Origin of the sequence: Rhizobium sp. P44RR-XXIV (assembly GCF_001999485.2) — a bacterium.
Classification (GTDB): domain Bacteria; phylum Pseudomonadota; class Alphaproteobacteria; order Rhizobiales; family Rhizobiaceae; genus Rhizobium.
This window is the reverse complement of sequence record NZ_MPVZ02000028.1, coordinates 517870-537075: the sequence shown is the minus strand read 5'-3', so window position 1 is coordinate 537075 and position 19206 is coordinate 517870. Positions and strand designations below refer to the sequence as shown.

General features: G+C 59.5%; 17 protein-coding genes and 1 pseudogene. 10 read left to right on the top strand and 8 right to left on the bottom strand.

The features are described 5' to 3' along the window. The first annotated feature begins 6 nt into the window (after positions 1–6). A pseudogene (locus BSK43_RS19705) lies at positions 7–911 on the top strand (EamA family transporter). A 26-nt stretch (positions 912–937) separates the two neighbouring features. On the opposite strand, the gene BSK43_RS19700 reads toward BSK43_RS19705, so the two are convergent. The 3 genes from BSK43_RS19700 to BSK43_RS19690 all read right to left on the bottom strand — a co-directional run bounded on the left by BSK43_RS19700 (position 938) and on the right by BSK43_RS19690 (position 4033). Continuing rightward, positions 938–1468, bottom strand: coding sequence for a GNAT family N-acetyltransferase (locus tag BSK43_RS19700; RefSeq protein WP_077468806.1), 531 nt, complete (start codon positions 1466–1468; stop codon positions 938–940). After that, complete coding sequence (locus BSK43_RS19695; protein WP_077468807.1) at positions 1465–2796, bottom strand: Mur ligase family protein; 1332 nt, start codon at positions 2794–2796, stop codon at positions 1465–1467. The genes BSK43_RS19700 and BSK43_RS19695 overlap by 4 nt, the downstream gene beginning before the upstream one ends. A 247-nt stretch (positions 2797–3043) precedes the next feature. Further along, positions 3044–4033, bottom strand: coding sequence for a zinc-dependent alcohol dehydrogenase family protein (locus BSK43_RS19690; RefSeq protein WP_077468808.1), 990 nt, complete (start codon positions 4031–4033; stop codon positions 3044–3046). A 142-nt stretch (positions 4034–4175) separates the two neighbouring features. Here BSK43_RS19690 and BSK43_RS19685 point away from each other — a divergent pair, with 142 nt between their 5' ends. Then, positions 4176–4568, top strand: a complete 393-nt coding sequence (locus BSK43_RS19685; protein WP_077468809.1) for a helix-turn-helix domain-containing protein — start codon at positions 4176–4178, stop codon at positions 4566–4568. A 68-nt stretch (positions 4569–4636) separates the two neighbouring features. Here the strand turns inward: BSK43_RS19685 and BSK43_RS19680 are convergent, their stop codons facing one another. The 4 genes from BSK43_RS19680 to BSK43_RS19665 form a co-directional block, all read right to left on the bottom strand. Next, positions 4637–5398 carry an ABC transporter permease gene (locus tag BSK43_RS19680; RefSeq protein ID WP_077468810.1) on the bottom strand — a complete coding sequence of 254 codons (762 nt, stop codon included), beginning with the start codon at positions 5396–5398 and terminating at the stop codon, positions 4637–4639. Then, positions 5395–6321, bottom strand: coding sequence for an ABC transporter ATP-binding protein (locus BSK43_RS19675; protein ID WP_077468811.1), 927 nt, complete (start codon positions 6319–6321; stop codon positions 5395–5397). Before BSK43_RS19675 ends, BSK43_RS19680 begins: the two co-directional genes overlap by 4 nt. A gap of 386 nt (positions 6322–6707) precedes the next feature. Beyond that, the gene (locus BSK43_RS19670; RefSeq protein ID WP_077468812.1) at positions 6708–6962 is read right to left on the bottom strand and encodes a hypothetical protein; all 255 of its coding nucleotides are present in this window, start codon (positions 6960–6962) and stop codon (positions 6708–6710) included. A gap of 106 nt (positions 6963–7068) precedes the next feature. Then, the gene (locus tag BSK43_RS19665; protein WP_077468813.1) at positions 7069–8262 is read right to left on the bottom strand and encodes an extensin family protein; all 1194 of its coding nucleotides are present in this window, start codon (positions 8260–8262) and stop codon (positions 7069–7071) included. A gap of 228 nt (positions 8263–8490) precedes the next feature. On the opposite strand from BSK43_RS19665, the gene BSK43_RS19660 reads away from it, so the two are divergent. The 6 genes from BSK43_RS19660 to BSK43_RS19635 all read left to right on the top strand — a co-directional run bounded on the left by BSK43_RS19660 (position 8491) and on the right by BSK43_RS19635 (position 14033). Then, positions 8491–8880, top strand: a complete 390-nt coding sequence (locus BSK43_RS19660; protein WP_077468814.1) for an acyl-CoA thioesterase — start codon at positions 8491–8493, stop codon at positions 8878–8880. Between the two features lies 1 nt (position 8881). After that, on the top strand, positions 8882–9475 hold the full coding sequence (locus BSK43_RS19655; RefSeq protein WP_077468815.1) for a hypothetical protein: 594 nt from the start codon (positions 8882–8884) through the stop codon (positions 9473–9475). Positions 9476–9592: 117 nt separating this feature from the next. Then, positions 9593–11185: a tetratricopeptide repeat protein gene (locus BSK43_RS19650; protein ID WP_077468816.1), complete on the top strand. Its 1593-nt coding sequence runs from the start codon at positions 9593–9595 to the stop codon at positions 11183–11185. A gap of 54 nt (positions 11186–11239) precedes the next feature. Beyond that, positions 11240–12310, top strand: coding sequence for an SEL1-like repeat protein (locus tag BSK43_RS19645; protein WP_077468817.1), 1071 nt, complete (start codon positions 11240–11242; stop codon positions 12308–12310). Positions 12311–12567: 257 nt separating this feature from the next. Further along, entirely contained in the window at positions 12568–13404 is an 837-nt protein-coding gene (locus BSK43_RS19640; protein ID WP_169055431.1) for an RDD family protein, read from the top strand. 113 nt (positions 13405–13517) lie between these two features. Next, positions 13518–14033: a hypothetical protein gene (locus BSK43_RS19635; RefSeq protein ID WP_136687124.1), complete on the top strand. Its 516-nt coding sequence runs from the start codon at positions 13518–13520 to the stop codon at positions 14031–14033. Positions 14034–14084: 51 nt separating this feature from the next. On the opposite strand, the gene BSK43_RS19630 is transcribed toward BSK43_RS19635, so the two are convergent. Further along, positions 14085–15335 carry an MFS transporter gene (locus BSK43_RS19630; protein WP_077468819.1) on the bottom strand — a complete coding sequence of 417 codons (1251 nt, stop codon included), beginning with the start codon at positions 15333–15335 and terminating at the stop codon, positions 14085–14087. 285 nt (positions 15336–15620) lie between these two features. On the opposite strand from BSK43_RS19630, the gene uvrB reads away from it, so the two are divergent. Beyond that, complete coding sequence (gene uvrB / locus BSK43_RS19625) at positions 15621–18434, top strand: excinuclease ABC subunit UvrB (protein WP_136687122.1); 2814 nt, start codon at positions 15621–15623, stop codon at positions 18432–18434. 197 nt (positions 18435–18631) lie between these two features. Further along, positions 18632–19105, top strand: a complete 474-nt coding sequence (locus BSK43_RS19620; protein ID WP_077468820.1) for an SRPBCC family protein — start codon at positions 18632–18634, stop codon at positions 19103–19105. The last annotated feature ends 101 nt before the right edge of the window (positions 19106–19206 follow it).

Sequence of the window (19206 nt, the reverse complement as noted above, 5' to 3'; positions counted from 1 at the left end):
ACACCCATGGCGCCCGCAAAAACTACCGTAACGACAGAGCTGCTGCTTCTCCTCCTCCTGGCGACCTGCTGGGGGGCCTCCTACAGCTTTATCCGTGTTGGCGTCGAGACCATTCCGCCGATCACGCTGATCGCCGCCCGCACCTTGATCGCCGGTCTCGTTCTGCTTGTCATTATTCGCTGGCGCGGCTTGAGCCTACCAAGAGATGCTGCGACATGGCGGCGCTTTCTCATCCAATCCTGCCTCAACAGCGCGATCCCCTTCACCCTCATCGCCTGGGCTGAGGAAACCCTCGACGCCGGCCTGGCCACGATCCTGAATTCGACCACGCCAATTTTTGCCTTCCTACTTGCGGCAGGACTATTTCGCAGCGAGCGGCTGACCGGGCGCAAGCTTTTCGGCGTGTCGCTGGCATGGCGGGGATCTGCCTGATCATCGGTGTCGATGCTCTGAATGGCGTTGGTCAGCAATTGCCCGCACAGCTCGCTGTCGTCGTGGCATCCATCTGCTATGCAAGCGCCGCGCTGTTTGGGCGCAACTTCAAGGGGCTGGACCCGATGATGCCGGCAGCCGGCTCGCTGTTATGCGGCGCAGCTCTCCTTATTCCCGCCAGCCTGGTCGTCGACCACCCCTGGCAACTCGCTCCATCCTCCGCCTCGATCCTCTGCCTTCTCGGCCTGTCGATCGTCTCCACCGCCCTCGCCTTCAGCATCTATTTCCGGCTTATCCAGACATTGGGTTCCGTGAGTACCACGGCACAAGCCTATTTGCGTGTTCCCATCGGCGTCGGCATCGGCGTGATCTTCCTCGGCGAGCCTCTATCCTCGACGGCGGCGATCGGTCTTGTCTGTGTCGTCGCTGGGGTCATGGCCATGACGATCACCCCGCGCAAGAAAGTCGCCGCTAGGTGACATTCGTAGGAAGACGGCGTAAAAAATCAGCGTAGAGCTGACAGATCGTCCCAGACGAAAATCAGGTTGTCCGAACGCCAGATCGGCCCAGGATCAGTGTATCGCCCGATCATACGGCCTCCGAGCGAGCGGTAGAATGCGACCGCCGGATGATTGCCGACGACAACGCCAAGCCCGGCGCCGGCATAGCCCATGGCTGCAAGCTGCAATGCCAACTCACGCATCAGGCGGCGCCCAAGTCCCTGTCGCTTGACCGTGGGATCGATGTAAAGCGAGCGTATTTCCCCTCGCCCATCAAAGGCTGCTTCCGATGGCGCACCAATGGCGCCAATGCCGACGAGCCGGTTGTCCTGCTCCGCCAACAGCACGCATTGATGCTGACGCGGATTGGCGAGCATCTCGTTCCACCGCATCAGGCGGAAATCTTCATCGAGCAAACGATAGACCTCGGCCGGCGCAAGATCGCGATAAGTATCGCACCAGACCGCACGATGCAGCCGGGCGATAGCAACCGCATCATCGACAACAGCTGGCCGAATTCTGATCTCGGCCGTCAACCCGCGCCCTCCATTAGCGCACCGCGCAGCGCGCCAACCAGATAGAGCGAACCGGTAACAAGCATCCAGCTTTCACCTTGCAAAACTCTGGCAGCAGCCCGATCGAATGCCTTTTGCGCGTCTGGTTCGGACTCACAATCCATTCCCATGGATTTTGCCAGCATCTCCAACTCGCTAGCAGGATGAGCGCGTCCGGATCCGGACGCTTCAGTGAAGACTGCATAGGTCACATAGCGAGACAGAACCGCGAGAAAGCCTTGAGCATCCTTGTCCGACGCCAGCGCTACAATCGCCACGCATTCGCCACGGGTGTCGGGAGAGCCTGTGATATCCCGCAAAACGGCTTCAATATTGAACGGCACATGCGCACCATCCATCAAAACAGGCACCAGTCGCTGCGTGGCCTGAGAATTGGCCGGAAGCTTGACGTTAAACCGCTCCATTCGGCCCGGGAGACGCGCTTTTTCCCTGACGGTCTCATCAAGCAACCACGCACCGATCGGCCTGCCTGCTTGAGCAACCGCGGTTGCGCGTTCGCCCTGCCGCCCTAGTTCATCGAGCACCAGACTGACCAGCGCGGCGTTCTTTTCCGCTATCGTCGCATCATCCGGGACATCCGTGCGCAAGACACGGCAGCCAAGTTCATCGGCCCGTTGCTGAAGAACCCGCCCCGCCGCGTCTGCGGCAGGAAGTGTCGTGGCGAGCGTTGCACCGGGCTTCAAAATGCCGACCTTCTCGCCCGCAATCGCTTCGCGCGTATTCCCGAGAATTTCCGTGTGCTCGAGCTCGATATTGGTGACGACGGCGATCTCGCCGAAGACGACGTTGGTGGAATCCAACCGTCCTCCGAGCCCAACCTCGACCACAGCCCAATTCAAACCCGCATCCCTGAAGGCGACGAAAGCGGCAGCCGTTATCACATCGAACCAGGTGGCGTCTTCACCTACCGTTGCTTCTCGCTTTGCCACCTCGTAGCAATCCAGCACCTGCATCACGGCCCGCGCGAGCTTGTCATCCTCAACCGCCTGACCGAGGATGCTGACCCGTTCGTTCACGCGGTCGACATGCGGTGAGGCATAGCGACCCACGCGCCACCCTGCTTGCAGCAGGCTGGCCTCGACGAGCGCGCAAACGGACCCCTTGCCCTTGGTGCCGGCGACGTGGATGGCGCGAAAACTCTGATGTGGGTTACCCAGGCGCTGCATGAGGTCCAGCATCGGCTCGAGGCCGACACGCATCTCCCCACGCGGCTTGCGCTCCCAATTGGTCAGTTGGTCGAGGCGGCTGAGGGCGTCGGATAGCGCCCGGCTGGGATGGGATTGCGGCATGATATACCTTCGGCAGGATTTCGGATTGAAGCTGTTAATTGGCACGACGCTCTATCATGACTTCGCATGCCCGACGACCTCGCACGACAACTTCAAACCAATGAGTTCCATGCCGCAGCGAACGCCGCAAGACCCTAAATTTGCGGTCCCTCCCATCCAGCCAATATCGCCGAGAGCCGCTTCAGGCTTATCCCAATCGTGCCGGAAGGCCCTCTCCAAGCAAAGATTGGCGAGGGCCAGGCGCTATTTATAGGGTGACGACAATCTTTCCGATCTGCTCATTGCTTTCAAGGAAGCGTGTCGCCTCCTGAATTTGATCGAAAGCGAAGGTCCGGGAAATGAACGGATCGAGTACCCCCGACTCCAGGCCTTTATTGATGAATGTCTTTGCCCGCTCGAGAATGGCCTCGTCGGACACGATTTCCGTATAGAGATAGCCCTTCAGCGTCAGGCTTTTCCCCAGAACGGCAAACTGCGGGAAAGACCCCTCGTTCGGGCTTAGCGCGCCATATTCCAGAAGAATGCCGCCGACCGCCATGCACTCCGCCAGCTGTGCGACGGCTGGTCCGCCAATCGGGTCGAATACGACACGCGCACCTTTGCCATCGGTGATATCCCTCACCCGCGCAGTGACGTCTTCTTCCGCCGTGGCGATAACATGGTGCGCGCCGGCTTTGCGCAAGGCTTCGACCTTAGCACCGGTGCGCGTGGTGGCAATCACGGTCGCGCCAACGCTGCGTGCGACCTGAAACGCGGCAATGCCAACGCTGCTCGACGCTGCTGAGACGATGACGAAGTCATTGCTTGAAAGCTTCGCCTGCTCGATCAACGCGCCCCAGGCTGTAATATACTGCATCCACGAAGCCGCCGCCCGTTCGAAGGAAAGGTTCGCCGGGTGCTTGACGACGTGGCGGGCGGGCACGTTCACGACTTCACCATAGGTGCCCCAGCGGGCCATATCCAGCGTCGGGATGACGCTGACCGCATCGCCCGTCGCCAATCCGTTCACGCTGCTGCCAAGAGCCTTGATGGTGCCGGCCGCTTCATAGCCAAGCCTTGAAGGAAATTCGGCTTCCTGAAGATAGGCGTGTCGCCTGAACATGACTTCGGCGCGGTTGAGGCCGATAGCCCGCACCACGATCTGCACCTCCTCGGCCGCTGGCGCCGCGACCTCGATATCATCGATCTGCAGCACCTCGGGCTCACCATATTCGTGAAAACGTACAACTCTGGCCATTCGTCATTCTCCTTGCATGTTTTCGTCACGCGCTGACAGCCGGCGCGACAGACCGCATGCAATTGGCTCGTAGCTATCGAAATGAAAATACGGTAATAAAAAGCATATAGTGCTCAAAAGTATACCGTTACGAGGCCGCAGGATGAATAAGGATAGGGACTATTACGAAGTGCCAGGCTGCACGATGTATGCGACGCTCAACCTCATCAGCGGCAAATGGAAAGGCATGATCCTCTACCGCTTGCTCAACGGCACTCTTCGCTTCAATGCCCTCAAGAGAGAGCTGGGGGATTGTTCCCAGCGACTTCTGATCAAGCAGCTCAGGGAGCTGGAAGAAGACGGCCTTATCGAACGCAAGGTGTTCGCCGTCATCCCGCCAAAGGTGGAGTATTCACTCACCGAGGAAGGCAGGACGCTGACACCAATACTGCTGAGCCTCAGAGATTGGGGACATGGATGGCTGACCCGCCGCAACCTTGTTGCCCGCGACGATCCTCCATCGGCGACGCAGGCTGAAGTTTCATCTGCCGCGTGACTGGTGTTCCGGGTTGACCGCTACGGCAAATATCCGCTCGCAGCGCCACCTTGCCGTGAACGACGCCGTCAGTTCCTCAACCGATAGCCCGTCTTGAAGATCCATCCAAGAACCGCCAGGCAGATGAACAGAAAGAGAGTGATCATCGCAAGGCTCAGCACCGGATTGACGTCGGCGATGCCATAAAAACTCCAGCGGAAACCGCTGACGAGATAGAGCACGGGATTGAGGTGGCTGACGGCCTGCCAGAAGGGCGGCAGCATGTTGATCGAATAGAAGCTGCCGCCGAGGAAGGTCAGCGGCGGCACGACCAGCATCGGAATGAGGTTCATCTGCTCGAAATTTCCAGCCCATATGCCGATCATGAAGCCGAACAGGCTGAACGTTACAGCCGTCAGCACGAAGAACAGGATCATCATGAACGGATGCTCGATCCTGATATCGACGAAGAAGCTCGCCGTCATCAGGATGATCAGCCCGATCAGCATGCCCTTGGTCGCCGCCGCGCCGACATAGCCGAGGATGATCTCGCTCATGGCGACGGGTGCCGACAGCACCTCGTAGATCGTGCCCGTGAACTTCGGGAAGTAGATGCCGAAGGAGCCGTTGCTGATGCATTGCCCAAGCAAGGTCAGCATGATCAGGCCCGGCGTGATGAATGCTCCATAGGACACACCTTCGACGAGATTGATGCGCGATCCGATCGCGGCGCCGAAAACGATGAAATAGAGCGAGGTGGAAATAACAGGCGAGACCACGCTCTGCAGCAAGGTGCGGCGCGTGCGGGCCATTTCAAAGCCATAGATGGATTTGATCGCTTCGAAGTTCATTTGGCTTCCCCTACAAGCGATACGAAAATGTCCTCGAGCGAACTCTGACGCGTCGAAAGGTCTTTGAAATGAATCCCCTCGGCCGCCAGACGCGACAGGAGAACCGCGATGCTCGACTGTTCATTCTGGGCATCGAAATCGTAAATCAATGTCAGGCCATTCGGACCTAGTGAAAGTCCGTTGCCGTCGAGGCGGGCCGGTACGGCGTCCAATGGCTCGTTCAGATCGAGGATCAGCTGCTTGCGGCCAAGCTTGGCCATCAGGGCCTTCTTTTCCTCGACAAGCAGCAATTGCCCGCCATTGATGACGCCGACGCGATCGGCGATTTCTTCGGCTTCTTCTATATAATGTGTCGTCAGGATGATGGTGACGCCGGAGGCACGCAGGCGCTCGACCACATGCCACATGTCCTTGCGCAGCGTGACATCCACGCCTGCCGTCGGCTCGTCGAGAAACAGGATCTCCGGCTCGTGCGAGAGTGCCTTGGCAATCAGAACGCGCCGCTTCATACCGCCTGAAAGCTGGCGAAGCATATTGTCCTTCTTGTCCCACAGCGACAGATCGCGCAGCACCTTTTCTATGTGCGCAGGGTTCGCCTTCTTGCCATGCAGGCCACGGGAAAAGCTGACGGTATTCCAGACGGTTTCGAACTGATCCGTGGTCAGTTCCTGCGGCACGAGGCCGATCATGCTGCGCGTGGCGCGAAAATCGCGCACGACATCATGTCCACCAACCGTCACCGAGCCGCTGCTCGGATTGGCGATTCCGCAGACGATCGAGATCAATGTGGTCTTGCCCGCGCCATTCGGCCCCAGCAAGGCAAGGATTTCCCCTTGCTGGATATCGAGATCGACACCTTTCAGCGCCTGGAAGCCATTACCGTATGTTTTGGTAAGACTGCGGATGGAAATGATCGGAGCCATGATGCGGGTAAAGTCCGGGCTATGTGATTAATTTTGCAGCGGTTGCCCGCTATATAGCCCGAATTGTGCTTTTACCACCCCACCGAGTTGAAACACAGCGTTCGCTTAAGCCAAATAACGTGTCATCAAATCGTGACCTTCGTCGGGCATATACATCCTTAGGTGAGCAACGTTTGTCGCAACTCCGCCCAACGCCTCTTGGTGACAGCGTTAGCGCCTGTTTTACTCGACGATTTATTGCCCTCGCATTGATACTGCGTGCATCATTGCCACATGAAGTTTTTTTCTGGAGCAGGCAAGGATCCCCCGTCGTTGTCATGCTCCGTTCAAGCCGGCCATCGCCGGCTTTTTTCTTTTTCGCCAGCTTACGATCAGTGGGATAAGGTCTACCAGCTGCCGTTCAGGCCGCAGCCGGCCGGTGGCAGGGTCTTATGTTCGAAACGTGCCTTCAGCATTTCGCAGCCCTTGTCGCGAATGGGGCCTGGCATCATCGAATTGAGGCCGATGCCGACTTCATCGAAGGGATCGTCGGCATAAGCGACATAGGCGTACCAGCGCCCACCGATGACGACAATGATGGCAATCAACGCGGCAATAAGCGCCCTTCCAAGGCTTCTTTGTCGTCTCGGCACCCGTTCCATCGAACCCTCGCTTGCCTTCCGTGGCCACACTTAACCGCAATTCCCCAAATAGGTAAATCAGCTTTCGCTTTCGGCAAGTATGGATGCATCTGCGTCCAAGCACTAATCAAAGGCTGCAATAGCGCCGGCCGCCCTTGCGATCCCTGAGGTCGAAATGGAAATGATTCCAATGCTCTGCATTGCTTCCCGGCCCGAGAACGGTATCGAAATACCGGCAGCTATCGGTACGAACGGCCTTGAGCAATCCTCCCTCGCGGAAGGAGAATAGGCCCTTCTTGCGCACGTCGATCACATGGCCATTCTTCAGGACGAAGGTGCCGACATCGATGGCATTGCCATGGGCGTGTTCCGACATCGGATTATAACGTTGCCGGCTATTGTTCATCCGCCGGCAGGAATATCCGCCAAGCGGAACGATCGTGCCGATACCGGACCAGTAACGTGTGCGTGCCGCTGGCGCCAATTCGTTCTTGACCCATTTCGCAAAAGCAAGTGTCACCTGGCAATTCAAAGTGACCGCCGGCCTGACCGCGATATTGCCTGACAGACCGCTCAAAGAAACCGGATAGGGAACCTGGCATGCGGGACCATTCGAAATTGCCGGCTTGTCGGTATAGACGACGCCCATGCGCTGCAGTTCCTGGCGGCAGGCGACTTCCGAAGGCGGCATCATGCCCGGCGTCGATTGCGGCGCTTCGAACTGCTGGCCGATGCGTGGCATCGGATTACCTACGCGCGGCAGCATCGCGACTTGTGTGCCCGCCTGTTGTCGCGGTATCGGCGATTGATTGAGTTCGGCCTGTGCGGCCGACCGCTGAAGGGTCGAACGGTTGGTTTGCACCGGCGCGTCCGAACCAATGCCATCTACGACGGGCTGGTCGGTTTCGCCCTCGGCAATATTCTGATCTTCTTCCTGCGCCAATCCGACCACTGATCCGGATCGCGCCTCCTCGGCCGGCCCAACCCCCAGCTCCGCATCCATATTGACGCCCTGGGAAGGAACATCGGCCTGTTGAGCCAGGCCCGTCTGGACATCCGTGGTGGTCACGGCCTCGCCCATCCCGGCCGTACGCTTGTAACCATTGCCGTTGTAGTTGCTGGAGGCCGACACGACGGGATCCTGCGCGCCGGGATAGGCGAATTGCCTTTGCTGCACGCTTCGATGCGGCCTGATCGAGCCGACGCGCGTGTTGCTGTCGACACTCGAGGGCGGCACGAGACTATCTGCCGTACAGGCGACCAGCGCCGACGACAGCAGCAGTGGCAGCAGAGCCCGCCGTAGAATGGGTAAATAGGCCATAATCCTGATCCGTTGCCCCAGCCACGGGTCGGTAACGATGACAAATCCTAAACGGGAACGGTGAATGAATACTTACCGCCACGAACCGGGCTGTTCCGTTGCCACGCTTAGGAAGCGCGCGGACACCTTCAAAACCCCTGGTGGTAAACGCCGACACGGTCTTTCCCATCGCAGTGGGATTGCATAGGTTGGCAAGATGAATCGGTGCCCGGCGATAGGAGCGAAGGAATGAATGGCAGCGTCAAACCGAGAGGCGAGCTGACATTGCGCACGCTGGCTATGCCTGCTGATGCCAATCCCGCCGGTGACATCTTCGGCGGCTGGGTCATGGCACAGATGGACTTGGCAAGCGGCATTCGCGCCGCGGAGCGAGCCCGCGGCCGTGTCGTCACAGCAGCCGTCAAGGAAATGGCGTTCGAACTGCCGGTCAAGATCGGCGATACGCTGAGCGTCTTCACCGATATCGAACGTGTCGGCCGCACCTCGATCACCCTGAATGTCGAGGCATGGGCACACCGCGCGCGCTTCAACACGCTGGAAAAAGTCACGGCCGCGACCTTCATCATGGTCGCCCTTGACGAGAATGGCGCACCCAAGGCGGTGCCGGCGGAGAGCTGAGATGTTGGGCGCGGCGCACGCACCGGAGGTCTACGTCTATATCAGGACGGTCATGAGCATGGTGATCGGCCTTTCGCTCGCCCAACTCCTAACCCGGCTCGCCGGCTTCGTGCAGGCCCCTGGCAAGAACAAGATCTACTTCGTCCACATCGGCTGGGTGCTGTCGATGTTCCTGTTCATCATCCATTTCTGGTGGTGGGAGTATCGGCTGCAGTCCGTCGCGCAGATCAATTTCGGCGTCTACCTTTTCCTGATCTGCTTCTGCTGTCTTTTCTATTTCCTCTGCGTTCTCTTGAATCCGCCATCCGTCGAGGACTATGGCGGCTTCGAGGAATATTTCATTTCCCGCCGCGGCTGGTTCTTCGGTCTCCTGGCCGTCACTTATGCCGTCGATCTGATGGACACCTGGCTGAAAGGCGAGGCATATTTCCACTCTCTCGGTTGGGAGTATCCGACGCGCAATGTCGTCTACATCATCCTCTGCATCATCGCGGCAATCACCGCCAATCGGCGATTCCAGACGGCATTCGTGATTGTCGGGCTGATCTACCAGATCACCTGGATCTTCCGCCTTTACGATGTGCTTCCCGGATAGAGGTGAAATACTGCCTGCCTTAAAACGGCTGCCATTTCGATACTCTACAATCCTTGACCAAGACATCGCCATATTGTTCAGATCGATTGCGGTGTGAGACGCAGGGGAGACGCAGCCTTGAAATTAAAGAGCTATGCATTGGGATTGGCGCTTGCTCTTTCATTGCCTTGGCTCGCTCATGCGGAAGATCCGGCACCCGGTCCGGCCAACACCACGATCGATCTGAAATACTGGGTGGAATTCGCAAATCAGGGTAACGCCGCCGCGCAATACGGTCTCGGCTATCGCTACGCCAACGGCCAGGGCGTGGAGCGCGACGATGCTCAGGCGGTGGAATGGTATGAGAAGGCAGCAGCCCAGGGCAATGCTCAGGCCCAATACGCCCTCGCCTACATGTATTCGAACGGCCGCGGCATAGACGCCGACCAGAAACAGGCCAACGACTGGTATCTGAAGGCCGCGCAACGCGGCAACGCCGATGCGCAATATGCCATCGGCTATTCCCTGGCCAATGGCCGCGGTATGGACGTCGACAACGAGCAGGCCGTGAATTGGTACCAGAAATCTGCAGCCCAAAGCCAGGCACAGGCGCAATACGCCCTTGGCTACATGTATGCCAGCGGGCTCGGCGTTGAGCAGGATTATGCCATTGCTCTCGGCTGGTATCGCAAATCTGCCGACCAGGGCCGCACCGATGCTCAATATGCGCTCGGCTATATGTACGATACCGGCCAGGGCGTGGCGGAAGATCAGGCCGCTGCTGTTGACTGGTACAGAAAAGCCGCCGCCCAGGGATACGCCCAAGGCCAATATGCGCTCGGCTACGCCTATGCCAATGGCAGGGGCGTCGAAAGGAGCGAGGCTGAGGCCTATTCCTGGTATCGGAAAGCTGCCGAAAAGGGCCGCCCCGACGCGCAATATGCTATCGGCTACAGCCTTGCGAACGGACTAGGCGTCGCAAGGGATTACCGGCAGGCGTTGGAATGGTATCGCAAATCAGCCGACCAGGGACGATCTGATGCGCAATATGCGCTCGGCTATCTCTATGCCAACGGCCAGGGCGTCAAGGTCGATGAGCCCAGCGCCGTGAAATGGTATCGCAAGTCGGCCGATCAGGGCGATGCGCAAGGCGAATACGCCCTCGCCTACATGTATGCCAGCGGCCGCGGCGTCGCGAGGGATTACCGCAAGGCCTTCGAATTCTATGGGAAATCGGCAGCGCAAGGCCACGCGGATGCACAATACGCCCTTGGCTATGTCTATGAAAATGGCCAGGGCACCACGCCGGACAAGGCTGCCGCCGCCAGCTGGTATCGCAAGGCCGCCGACCAGGACAACTCGCAGGGGCAATACGCGCTCGCTTCGCTCTACTATCACGGCGATGGCGTCGCCAAAGATTATGGCCAGGCGGCCGATCTGTTTCGCAAGGCGGCGGAACAAGGTGATGCCCGCGCCGAATATAGTCTTGGATATCTGTATTATAACGGCTACGGAGTGCCCAAGGACGCAGCAATCGCAGCCGACTGGTTCAACAAGGCTGCAGCAAAGGGACTGCCGGAGGCCCAACACGGCCTCAGCTATATGGAAGCCAATGGGGACGGTCCGATCAGGGATCTCGGGCCTTTGGGCGAAGGACGTGCCGCTGGCAAGGACACCGGCTCGACGCCGGGCTGGATCGCCCTTCGTTTACTGATGGCGCTTCTGCCGTGACGACTGCGAAATTATATATTGATAACCTAACGGACACCGACTGAGGGGTAGATCGTGAATTGGAAGAAGGGGGCCGTGGGATTGCTCTTCGCGCTGGCATCAGCAGGCGCGGCACACGCCGATGTCGGACGCAACAGCTATGATCGCGGAGATTTCAAATCGGCACCCGACTATTTGCGCCCCTTGGCAAACAAGGGTGATATCGAGGCGCAGCTGAAGCTCGGCCAGATGTACGAGCAGGGTGACGGTGTCGAGAAGAACCTCGAGCAGGCACTCCGCTGGTATCGGAAAGCCGCCGAGCAAGGCAGCGCAGAAGCACAGTTTAACCTCGGCACCATGTACGACCAGGGCGAAGGCATCGCCATCGACAAGGGCGCGGCCATCCAATGGTACAAGAAGGCCGCAGCGCAGGGGCACGCAAACGCACAATACAATCTCGGCGTGATGTATGACACAGGCGAAGGCATTGCCTCGGACAAAGCACAGGCCTTCATCTGGTACCGCAAGGCGGCCGAACAGGGCGATGCGGACGCCCAATACAATGTCGGTGTCATGTTCGACCAGGGCGACGGCACCGGCAAGGACAAGAGCCAGGCCGTCATCTGGTATCTGAAGGCTGCCGGTCAGGGCAAGGTCGAGGCACAATACAATCTCGGCATCATGTATCGCGATGGCGAAGGTGTCGGCAAGGATGGCGCACAGGCTCTCTCCTGGTTCCGCAAGGCGGCCGATCAGGGGGATGCGGATGCCGAATACAATATCGGTGCCATGTATGCCGATGGCGACGGAATAAAGCAGGACGATGCAGAGGCGATCATCTGGTTCCTGAAAGCCGCCGGGCAGAATGACGTCGAAGCCGAGTACAATCTCGGCGTCATGTTCCGCGATGGAGAAGGTGTCGCCAAGAATGCCGTTCAGGCCGTTTATTGGTTCGAGCGGGCGGCCGGGCACAGCTATGCCGACGCCGCCTATAATCTCGGTATCATGTATCGTGATGGCGACGGCGTTCCGGCCAATTCGGCCAAGGCGCTCGAGTGGTTTCGCAAAGCGAAGAGCCTGGGCTATCAGGGCGATACCGATGACGGACAGGACGAGCCGTCGGATGCCAAAAGCATCCCGATCTGAGATGGCCATGCGGATCGACCAATAGGCACTCTCGTTTTTTCACCACAGCAATTCCAGGAAAAGTGCGCAGCGGCTTTCCAGCCGGAATTGCGTAGAAACAAAGAGATGGAGCGGTTCAGAGATTCCGTGAAAAGCTGAACCGCTCTAGCTTATTGTCAGCTCTTCGGCGAATCACAGCGAACCATGCTATCTGATGCAACTTCAAGTATATTGTGCTGCGCCTGGGGGCGGCAATGGGCGCTGAAAGTGGGGGAAATATGAGTTTTGCTGCCTCGGATTATCAACTGGCCTCACTGCCGCCGCGCCACTTCTGGCGTCGGCTTGCCGCCTATGCGATCGATATCATCCTTTTCCAGATCGTGTTCACGCTGCTGTTCCTCGCTTTGTCGATGGTGACGCCCTGGGATCTGACGCTGCCGTTTCTCCAGAAGCAGCAGTGCAGCGAAACAACAACGGGGCCGCTTGTTCCGAAGATAGAGGCCGAATGGCCGCTGCAGAAGGGTGAAGTGAGAAGCAACCAGCTGTGCCGCATATCCTGGCTCGGCAGCAAGGGGTACGTCGTCTTCGTTTCGAAAGTCGTTTTGGAACAGGGCGCGACGACCTCCATACGTGCCTTCTCCACGCCGGTCGACAACAATGGAAATCCGGTTGATCCAAACGTAACGGCGAGGCCGACATCCAGCGTCGTCCTGCTCATCCTGCCCCTTGCTTTCGCCTACTGCTCAGCCCGCGCAAGACGAACACCGGGCAAGCGATTGCTGTCCCTGCGCGTGACGACGATTGAAGACGACCCGATGCCCCTGGGATTGGCGGCAAAACGGGAAATATTCAAGTTTCTGCCCTTTGTGCTGGTTGCGGTCTTCAATCTGGTCAGCCTGTTTATCTTGCGGCCGTTCCAGCCTCCGATCGACCAGTTGATCCAGCAGGCCCGTGACGCCAGTATCCTCACCGCCGACGGTTTCCTCGCCCTGACGGGCGCCTTGGCGCCGATGCTGCTTGTGTTCACGCTCATCTGGTGGCTCTTTCCGTTGCTCATCTGGCGCGGCCAGACCTTCTACGACCGCTTCTGCGACACCAAGGTCGTCAAGGACTAGCGATCACGGCTGGCTCGCGAGCAGACGGGGTTGCCATGCCGACGGAAGACATGAAAGACTGCGGCCGGCCGGGACCTGCTTTGCTTCTTCTTCTGTCGAGAGGTTAGATCGCCGTGAAACTGAGACATGCCTTACATTCCGCCTCGCTTCTACCGTCCATTCGCACGGTATTGCTGGCCGGAGCTATCGTCTTGCCACTATGCCCACTGCCGATGACCGCGACGCCGGCCGTAGCTGCGCCGGGTACCTGCTGGTCGCTGCTGCAGAGCAAATTCGGTCCGCAGATCGAGAAATCGGTGAATGAAGCCGATCCCTGCAAGAAGCTTCCGGGTATCGATCACAAGGAAAAATTCGAGGTCAAGTCGCTCGATGTCTGCGATGGCCCGACTGGCAACGTGCAGATCAACGCGCATGCCGAAATGGAATGCAAGTCGCATGGTCTGCTGAAGACAACGCTCAAGGGTCAGCTCGACGCGTCCATGACGGTCGATGTCGGCGCCTGCCACATCACCGATCTGCGTCTCGGCATCAACGGCCCGATCGGCGAGCTGATATCTTCCGTTGGGGGATTGCAGGACCTCGCCCGCGGTTTTGCGCAGGCTAAGATTTCCGAGATCTGCGGCAAGTAGAGCCGAGGCCGGCAAAACGCCGGCCCCGCTTAAATTGGATGCCGAACGGGCTCAGCTTCGCGCGGCAGCATCCGCCTCGCCGGCACTCTTGCTGCCGAAACGGACCCCCTTCTTCTCGAAACCGAAGCCGGCGAATAGAGCCACGACGACGGCAACGATGCAGGCGACGATCAGCAGCGCAGTGGCGTAATCGCCGTTCCATTGCTTTGCCAACCCGGCCTGGATCGAGGCATTGCCCGAAGCCAGGAGATTGCCGAGCTGGTAAGCAAAGCCGGGGAATGTGCCGCGCACCTCGTCCGGCGACAATTCGTTGAGATGCACTGGCACGATACCCCATGCGCCCTGAACGAAGAGCTGCATCAGGAAAGCGCCGATCGCCAGCATCACCGGTCCCTGTCCGTAAACCCAGAGCGGTGCGACAGGAATGGCCAGAAGCGCGGCGATGACGATGGTTCGCCGCCTGCCCCAACGCTGCGACAACACGCCAAAAGTCAAACCGCCGACGATCGCACCGATATTGTAGACGATGGCGATGGCGCCAACCGTATAGGAATCATATTGCTTCTGGGTTTCCAGGAAAGTCGGATAGAGATCCTGCGTTCCGTGACTGAAGAAATTGAACGCAGTCATGAGAAGCACCGCCCATATGAAGAGAGGAATATTCTCTCGCAACACGGTGAGGAAGGCTCGCTGCGGTTTCGACTGCCGCTCCACGAAGGCCGGCGATTCCTGGACATTCCGTCTGATGTAGAGCACCAGAAGCGCCGGCACCGCACCGACGATGAACATGCCGCGCCAGCCAATGACCGGGAACAGCAGGAAGAAGACAATTGAGGCAATCAAGTAGCCGGAGGGATAGCCCGCCTGCAGGATGCCCGAAACGAGACCACGCGAGTCCTCCGGTATGGTCTCCATGACCAGCGATGCGCCGACCCCCCATTCGCCGCCCATGGCGATGCCGAAGAGAGCACGCAGGACGAGGAACATCGTCAATCCGGTCGAAAACCCTGTCAGGAATTCGAACACCGAGTAGAGCAGCACATCCACCATGAGCGTGGTGCGCCTGCCGTAGCGATCCGCTGCAAGGCCGAAGATCAATGCACCGAGCGGCCGCATGGCCAGCGTGAGGAAGATGGCGACGGCAACCGCCGGAACATCCGTATGAAACTCCTCGGCTATATGCTTGAGAACGAAAACCAATATGAAGAAATCGAAAGCATCCAGCGTCCAGCCCAGATAGGCCGCGATGACGGTGTTTCGTTGCTGGGGGGACAAGGAACGTAAGCTATCCAATGCGGTCATCATGATCCTCCGACCGGATGGCGGCGGCGAGGCGGGTAATTCCGGATGCCGTCGAAGCTGGGGGAACCCGGCACTGGCCGGGCATGTCGACGTTGCGGTTTGGTTCCTCCTTTGGCGCCAGTGAGGATTGCGCTGCGCGGACTTTGGGGTCAGCGATAACGCACCAGCCGCCCTTGAGTTGTAACACATTTGACATCTTCGAATAATGGAAAATTCCTTTAGTTTGTTTCCCTTTTGTACCCTTTGCCTCTTCACATCCGCGCATTCTCTCGCCATATTCGCCCCATGGCTAAAGCACCGAAAAAATCCCCCGCCTCGTCCGGTTTCGAAGAGGCGCCACAGGCTCCGTTTGAAGGCGCGCCGCTGAGCGGCGGCGTTGCTGATTGGGTAAAGCAGCTCGAGGCCGATGCCGAAATGTCTGGCATCGAGACGCAGCGCGAGATTGCCTCGAAGGCCGGCAAGCACCGCAAGAAAGTGGAAATCGCCGCCTCCAAATCCGGGCGCGGCACCTCGATGGGCGGATCGACCGACCCGAAGACGCGCGCCGCCGCCGGCCTAAACCCGGTGTCCGGCATGGACACATCGCTGGAAAACGCCGCCAATGCCGGCACGGCCGTGACGGCGACGGTCGAGGCGCTGTCGGCACTGATCGAAAGCGGCAACCCGCTCTTCAAGGACGGTAAGCTCTGGACGCCGCACCGCCCTGCCCGCCCGGCAAAATCCGAAGGCGGCATCCAGATTCGCATGGCCTCGGACTATGAGCCAGCCGGCGACCAGCCGACCGCCATCCGCGATCTCGTCGAAGGCCTGGACAATGGCGACCGCAGCCAGGTGCTGCACGGCGTCACCGGCTCCGGCAAGACCTTCACCATGGCGAAGGTGATCGAGGCGACACAACGCCCCGCCGTCATCCTCGCCCCGAACAAGACCTTGGCAGCCCAGCTCTATTCCGAGTTCAAGAACTTCTTCCCGGATAACGCGGTCGAGTATTTCGTCTCCTATTACGACTACTACCAGCCAGAAGCCTATGTGCCGCGCTCGGACACCTTCATCGAGAAGGAAAGCTCGATCAACGAGCAGATCGACCGCATGCGCCATTCGGCGACGCGCTCGCTGCTGGAACGTGACGACTGCATCATCGTCGCCTCGGTCTCCTGCATCTACGGTATCGGCTCGGTCGAAACCTACACGGCGATGACTTTCCAGATGAATGTCGGCGACCGGCTGGACCAGCGCCAACTCCTCGCCGACCTCGTGGCGCAGCAATACAAGCGCCGCGACATGGATTTCATCCGTGGCTCCTTCCGCGTCCGTGGCGACACGATCGAAATCTTCCCGGCCCACCTGGAAGATGCCGCCTGGCGCATCTCCATGTTCGGCGACGAGATCGACGCCATCACCGAATTCGATCCGCTCACCGGCCAGAAGACCGGCGACCTGAAATCGGTGAAGATCTACGCCAACTCGCACTATGTCACGCCGCGCCCGACGCTGAATGGCGCCATCAAGGCGATCAAGGAAGAGCTGCGAATCCGGCTCGCAGAGCTGGAGAAGGCCGGACGCCTGCTTGAGGCACAACGGCTTGAGCAACGCACGCGCTACGACGTCGAAATGCTTGAGGCTACCGGCTCCTGCGCCGGCATCGAGAACTATTCGCGTTACCTCACCGGCCGCAATCCTGGCGAGCCGCCACCGACGCTGTTTGAATATATTCCCGACAATGCGTTGCTTTTCATCGACGAAAGCCACGTCTCGGTCAGCCAGATTGGCGGCATGTACCGGGGCGACTTTCGGCGCAAGGCGACGCTGGCCGAATACGGCTTCCGCCTGCCGTCCTGCATGGACAACCGGCCGCTGCGCTTTGAGGAATGGGACGCCATGCGCCCGGACACGATCGCGGTTTCGGCAACGCCGGGCAGCTGGGAAATGGAACAATCCGGCGGCGTCTTCGCCGAACAGGTCATCCGCCCGACGGGCCTGATCGACCCGCCGGTCGAGGTCCGCTCGGCCCGCAGCCAGGTCGACGACGTGCTCGGCGAGATCCGCGAGACCGCCGCCAAGGGCTACCGCACCCTCTGCACCGTGCTGACCAAGCGCATGGCCGAAGACCTGACGGAATATCTGCACGAACAGGGCGTGCGCGTGCGCTATATGCACTCCGACATCGACACGCTGGAGCGCATCGAGATCATCCGCGACCTGCGCCTCGGCGCCTTCGACGTGCTCGTCGGCATCAACCTGCTGCGCGAAGGTCTCGATATTCCCGAATGCGCCTTCGTCGCCATTCTCGATGCCGACAAGGAAGGCTTTCTGCGTTCGGAAACCTCGCTCGTCCAAACCATCGGTCGTGCCGCTCGTAACGTCGACGGTAAGGTCATCCTCTATGCCGACACCATCACCGGCTCGATGCAGCGGGCGATGGACGAGACTAGCCGCCGCCGCGAGAAGCAGATGGCCTACAATCTTGAACACGGCATTACGCCGGAATCGGTGAAGGCGAAGATTTCCGACATTCTCGACAGCGTCTACGAGCGGGATCATGTGCGCGCCGATATCGGCGGCGTCTCGGGCAAGGGCTTTGCGGATGGTGGCCATCTCGTCGGCAACAATCTGCAGGCCCATCTCAACGCGCTGGAAAAAGCCATGCGCGATGCCGCGGCAGACCTGGACTTCGAAAAGGCCGCGCGTCTGCGCGACGAGATCAAGCGCCTCAAGGCCGCGGAACTGGCCGTCATGGACGATCCGATGGCGCGAGAAGAGGCGAAGAGCATCGAGGGTGGCAAGAGTGGCCGCCCCAAGCCTTCGAAAGCCAGCGCCTCAAACGGCGCATCTCAGGATGAAGGCTCAGCCTCGAGCAGCTATTTCGCCAAGCCGAGCCTTGATGAAATGGGGCCAGGCAGTGATGCCGTCACTCCACTCTTCCGAAAGAACACGCTCGACGAGATGACCGTTGGCCGCACCGAAAAGCCGGTCATCGGCAAGGTGCCGGACAAGCCGGTCATCCGTGCGAAACCCGGCGTTGGTTCCTATGAAGATCCGGTGGACGAGAAGCAACGCAAGGGACGCACGAAGGGCAAGACCGGACGGCCAGGACGATAAGCCAGCTCCAGCGGAAGCCCCTGGCTCCGTTGCCGTCTCATGGGAGGTGACAAGAGGCCGAAGTATCCGTTCATGCCTTGCGGACGCTACTTTCGCTTCTACATGCCGTTATCTGAGGAGGTACCAACGAGAGGATGACAGGCGCGCTGCCGCATCGCCTCTCTTTGGGCAAGTCACAGCAACCAGGGGAGAGACCGATGTCAGAGCCTTTCGTCGTCCGCCGTGAGACCCATGTCTCGGCGCCGCCCGCTGCCGTATTCGCACTGCTGACCGACCCGGAAAAGATTCTCCGCTGGATGGGTACGGAAGCGCAGGTCGAGCCGAAGCCCGGCGGCCTCTATCTCGTCAACGTCACCGGTGCCCGCTTCGCGCGTGGCTCGTTTCGCGAAGTCGTACCCGTTCATCGCCTTGCCTATAGTTTCGGCTGGGATGGCAGCGAAGTGGTTCCGCCCGGATCCAGCCTGGTCGAGATCGATCTGCTCGAGGAGCCGCCGAACGGAACGCTGCTGCGCCTCACCCATACCGGCCTGCCCTCGGTTGAGCAATGTGAAGGCCACGCCAGGGGTTGGGCGCATTACATCGATCGCCTCGCCGAAGTCGCGGCCGGACGCGACCCCGGCCCGGACCACTGGCACGGGGAAGACGGACAGCGCGGGCAGCCGGCGAAATAGGGCGCGGAAACCATCGGACTGGCCGATGAGGGTTGATGTCTGATCTGCGAACCATTCCAGCCCGCATATTGCGCCCTCGCAAAGCGATCCCGGTTTAGACG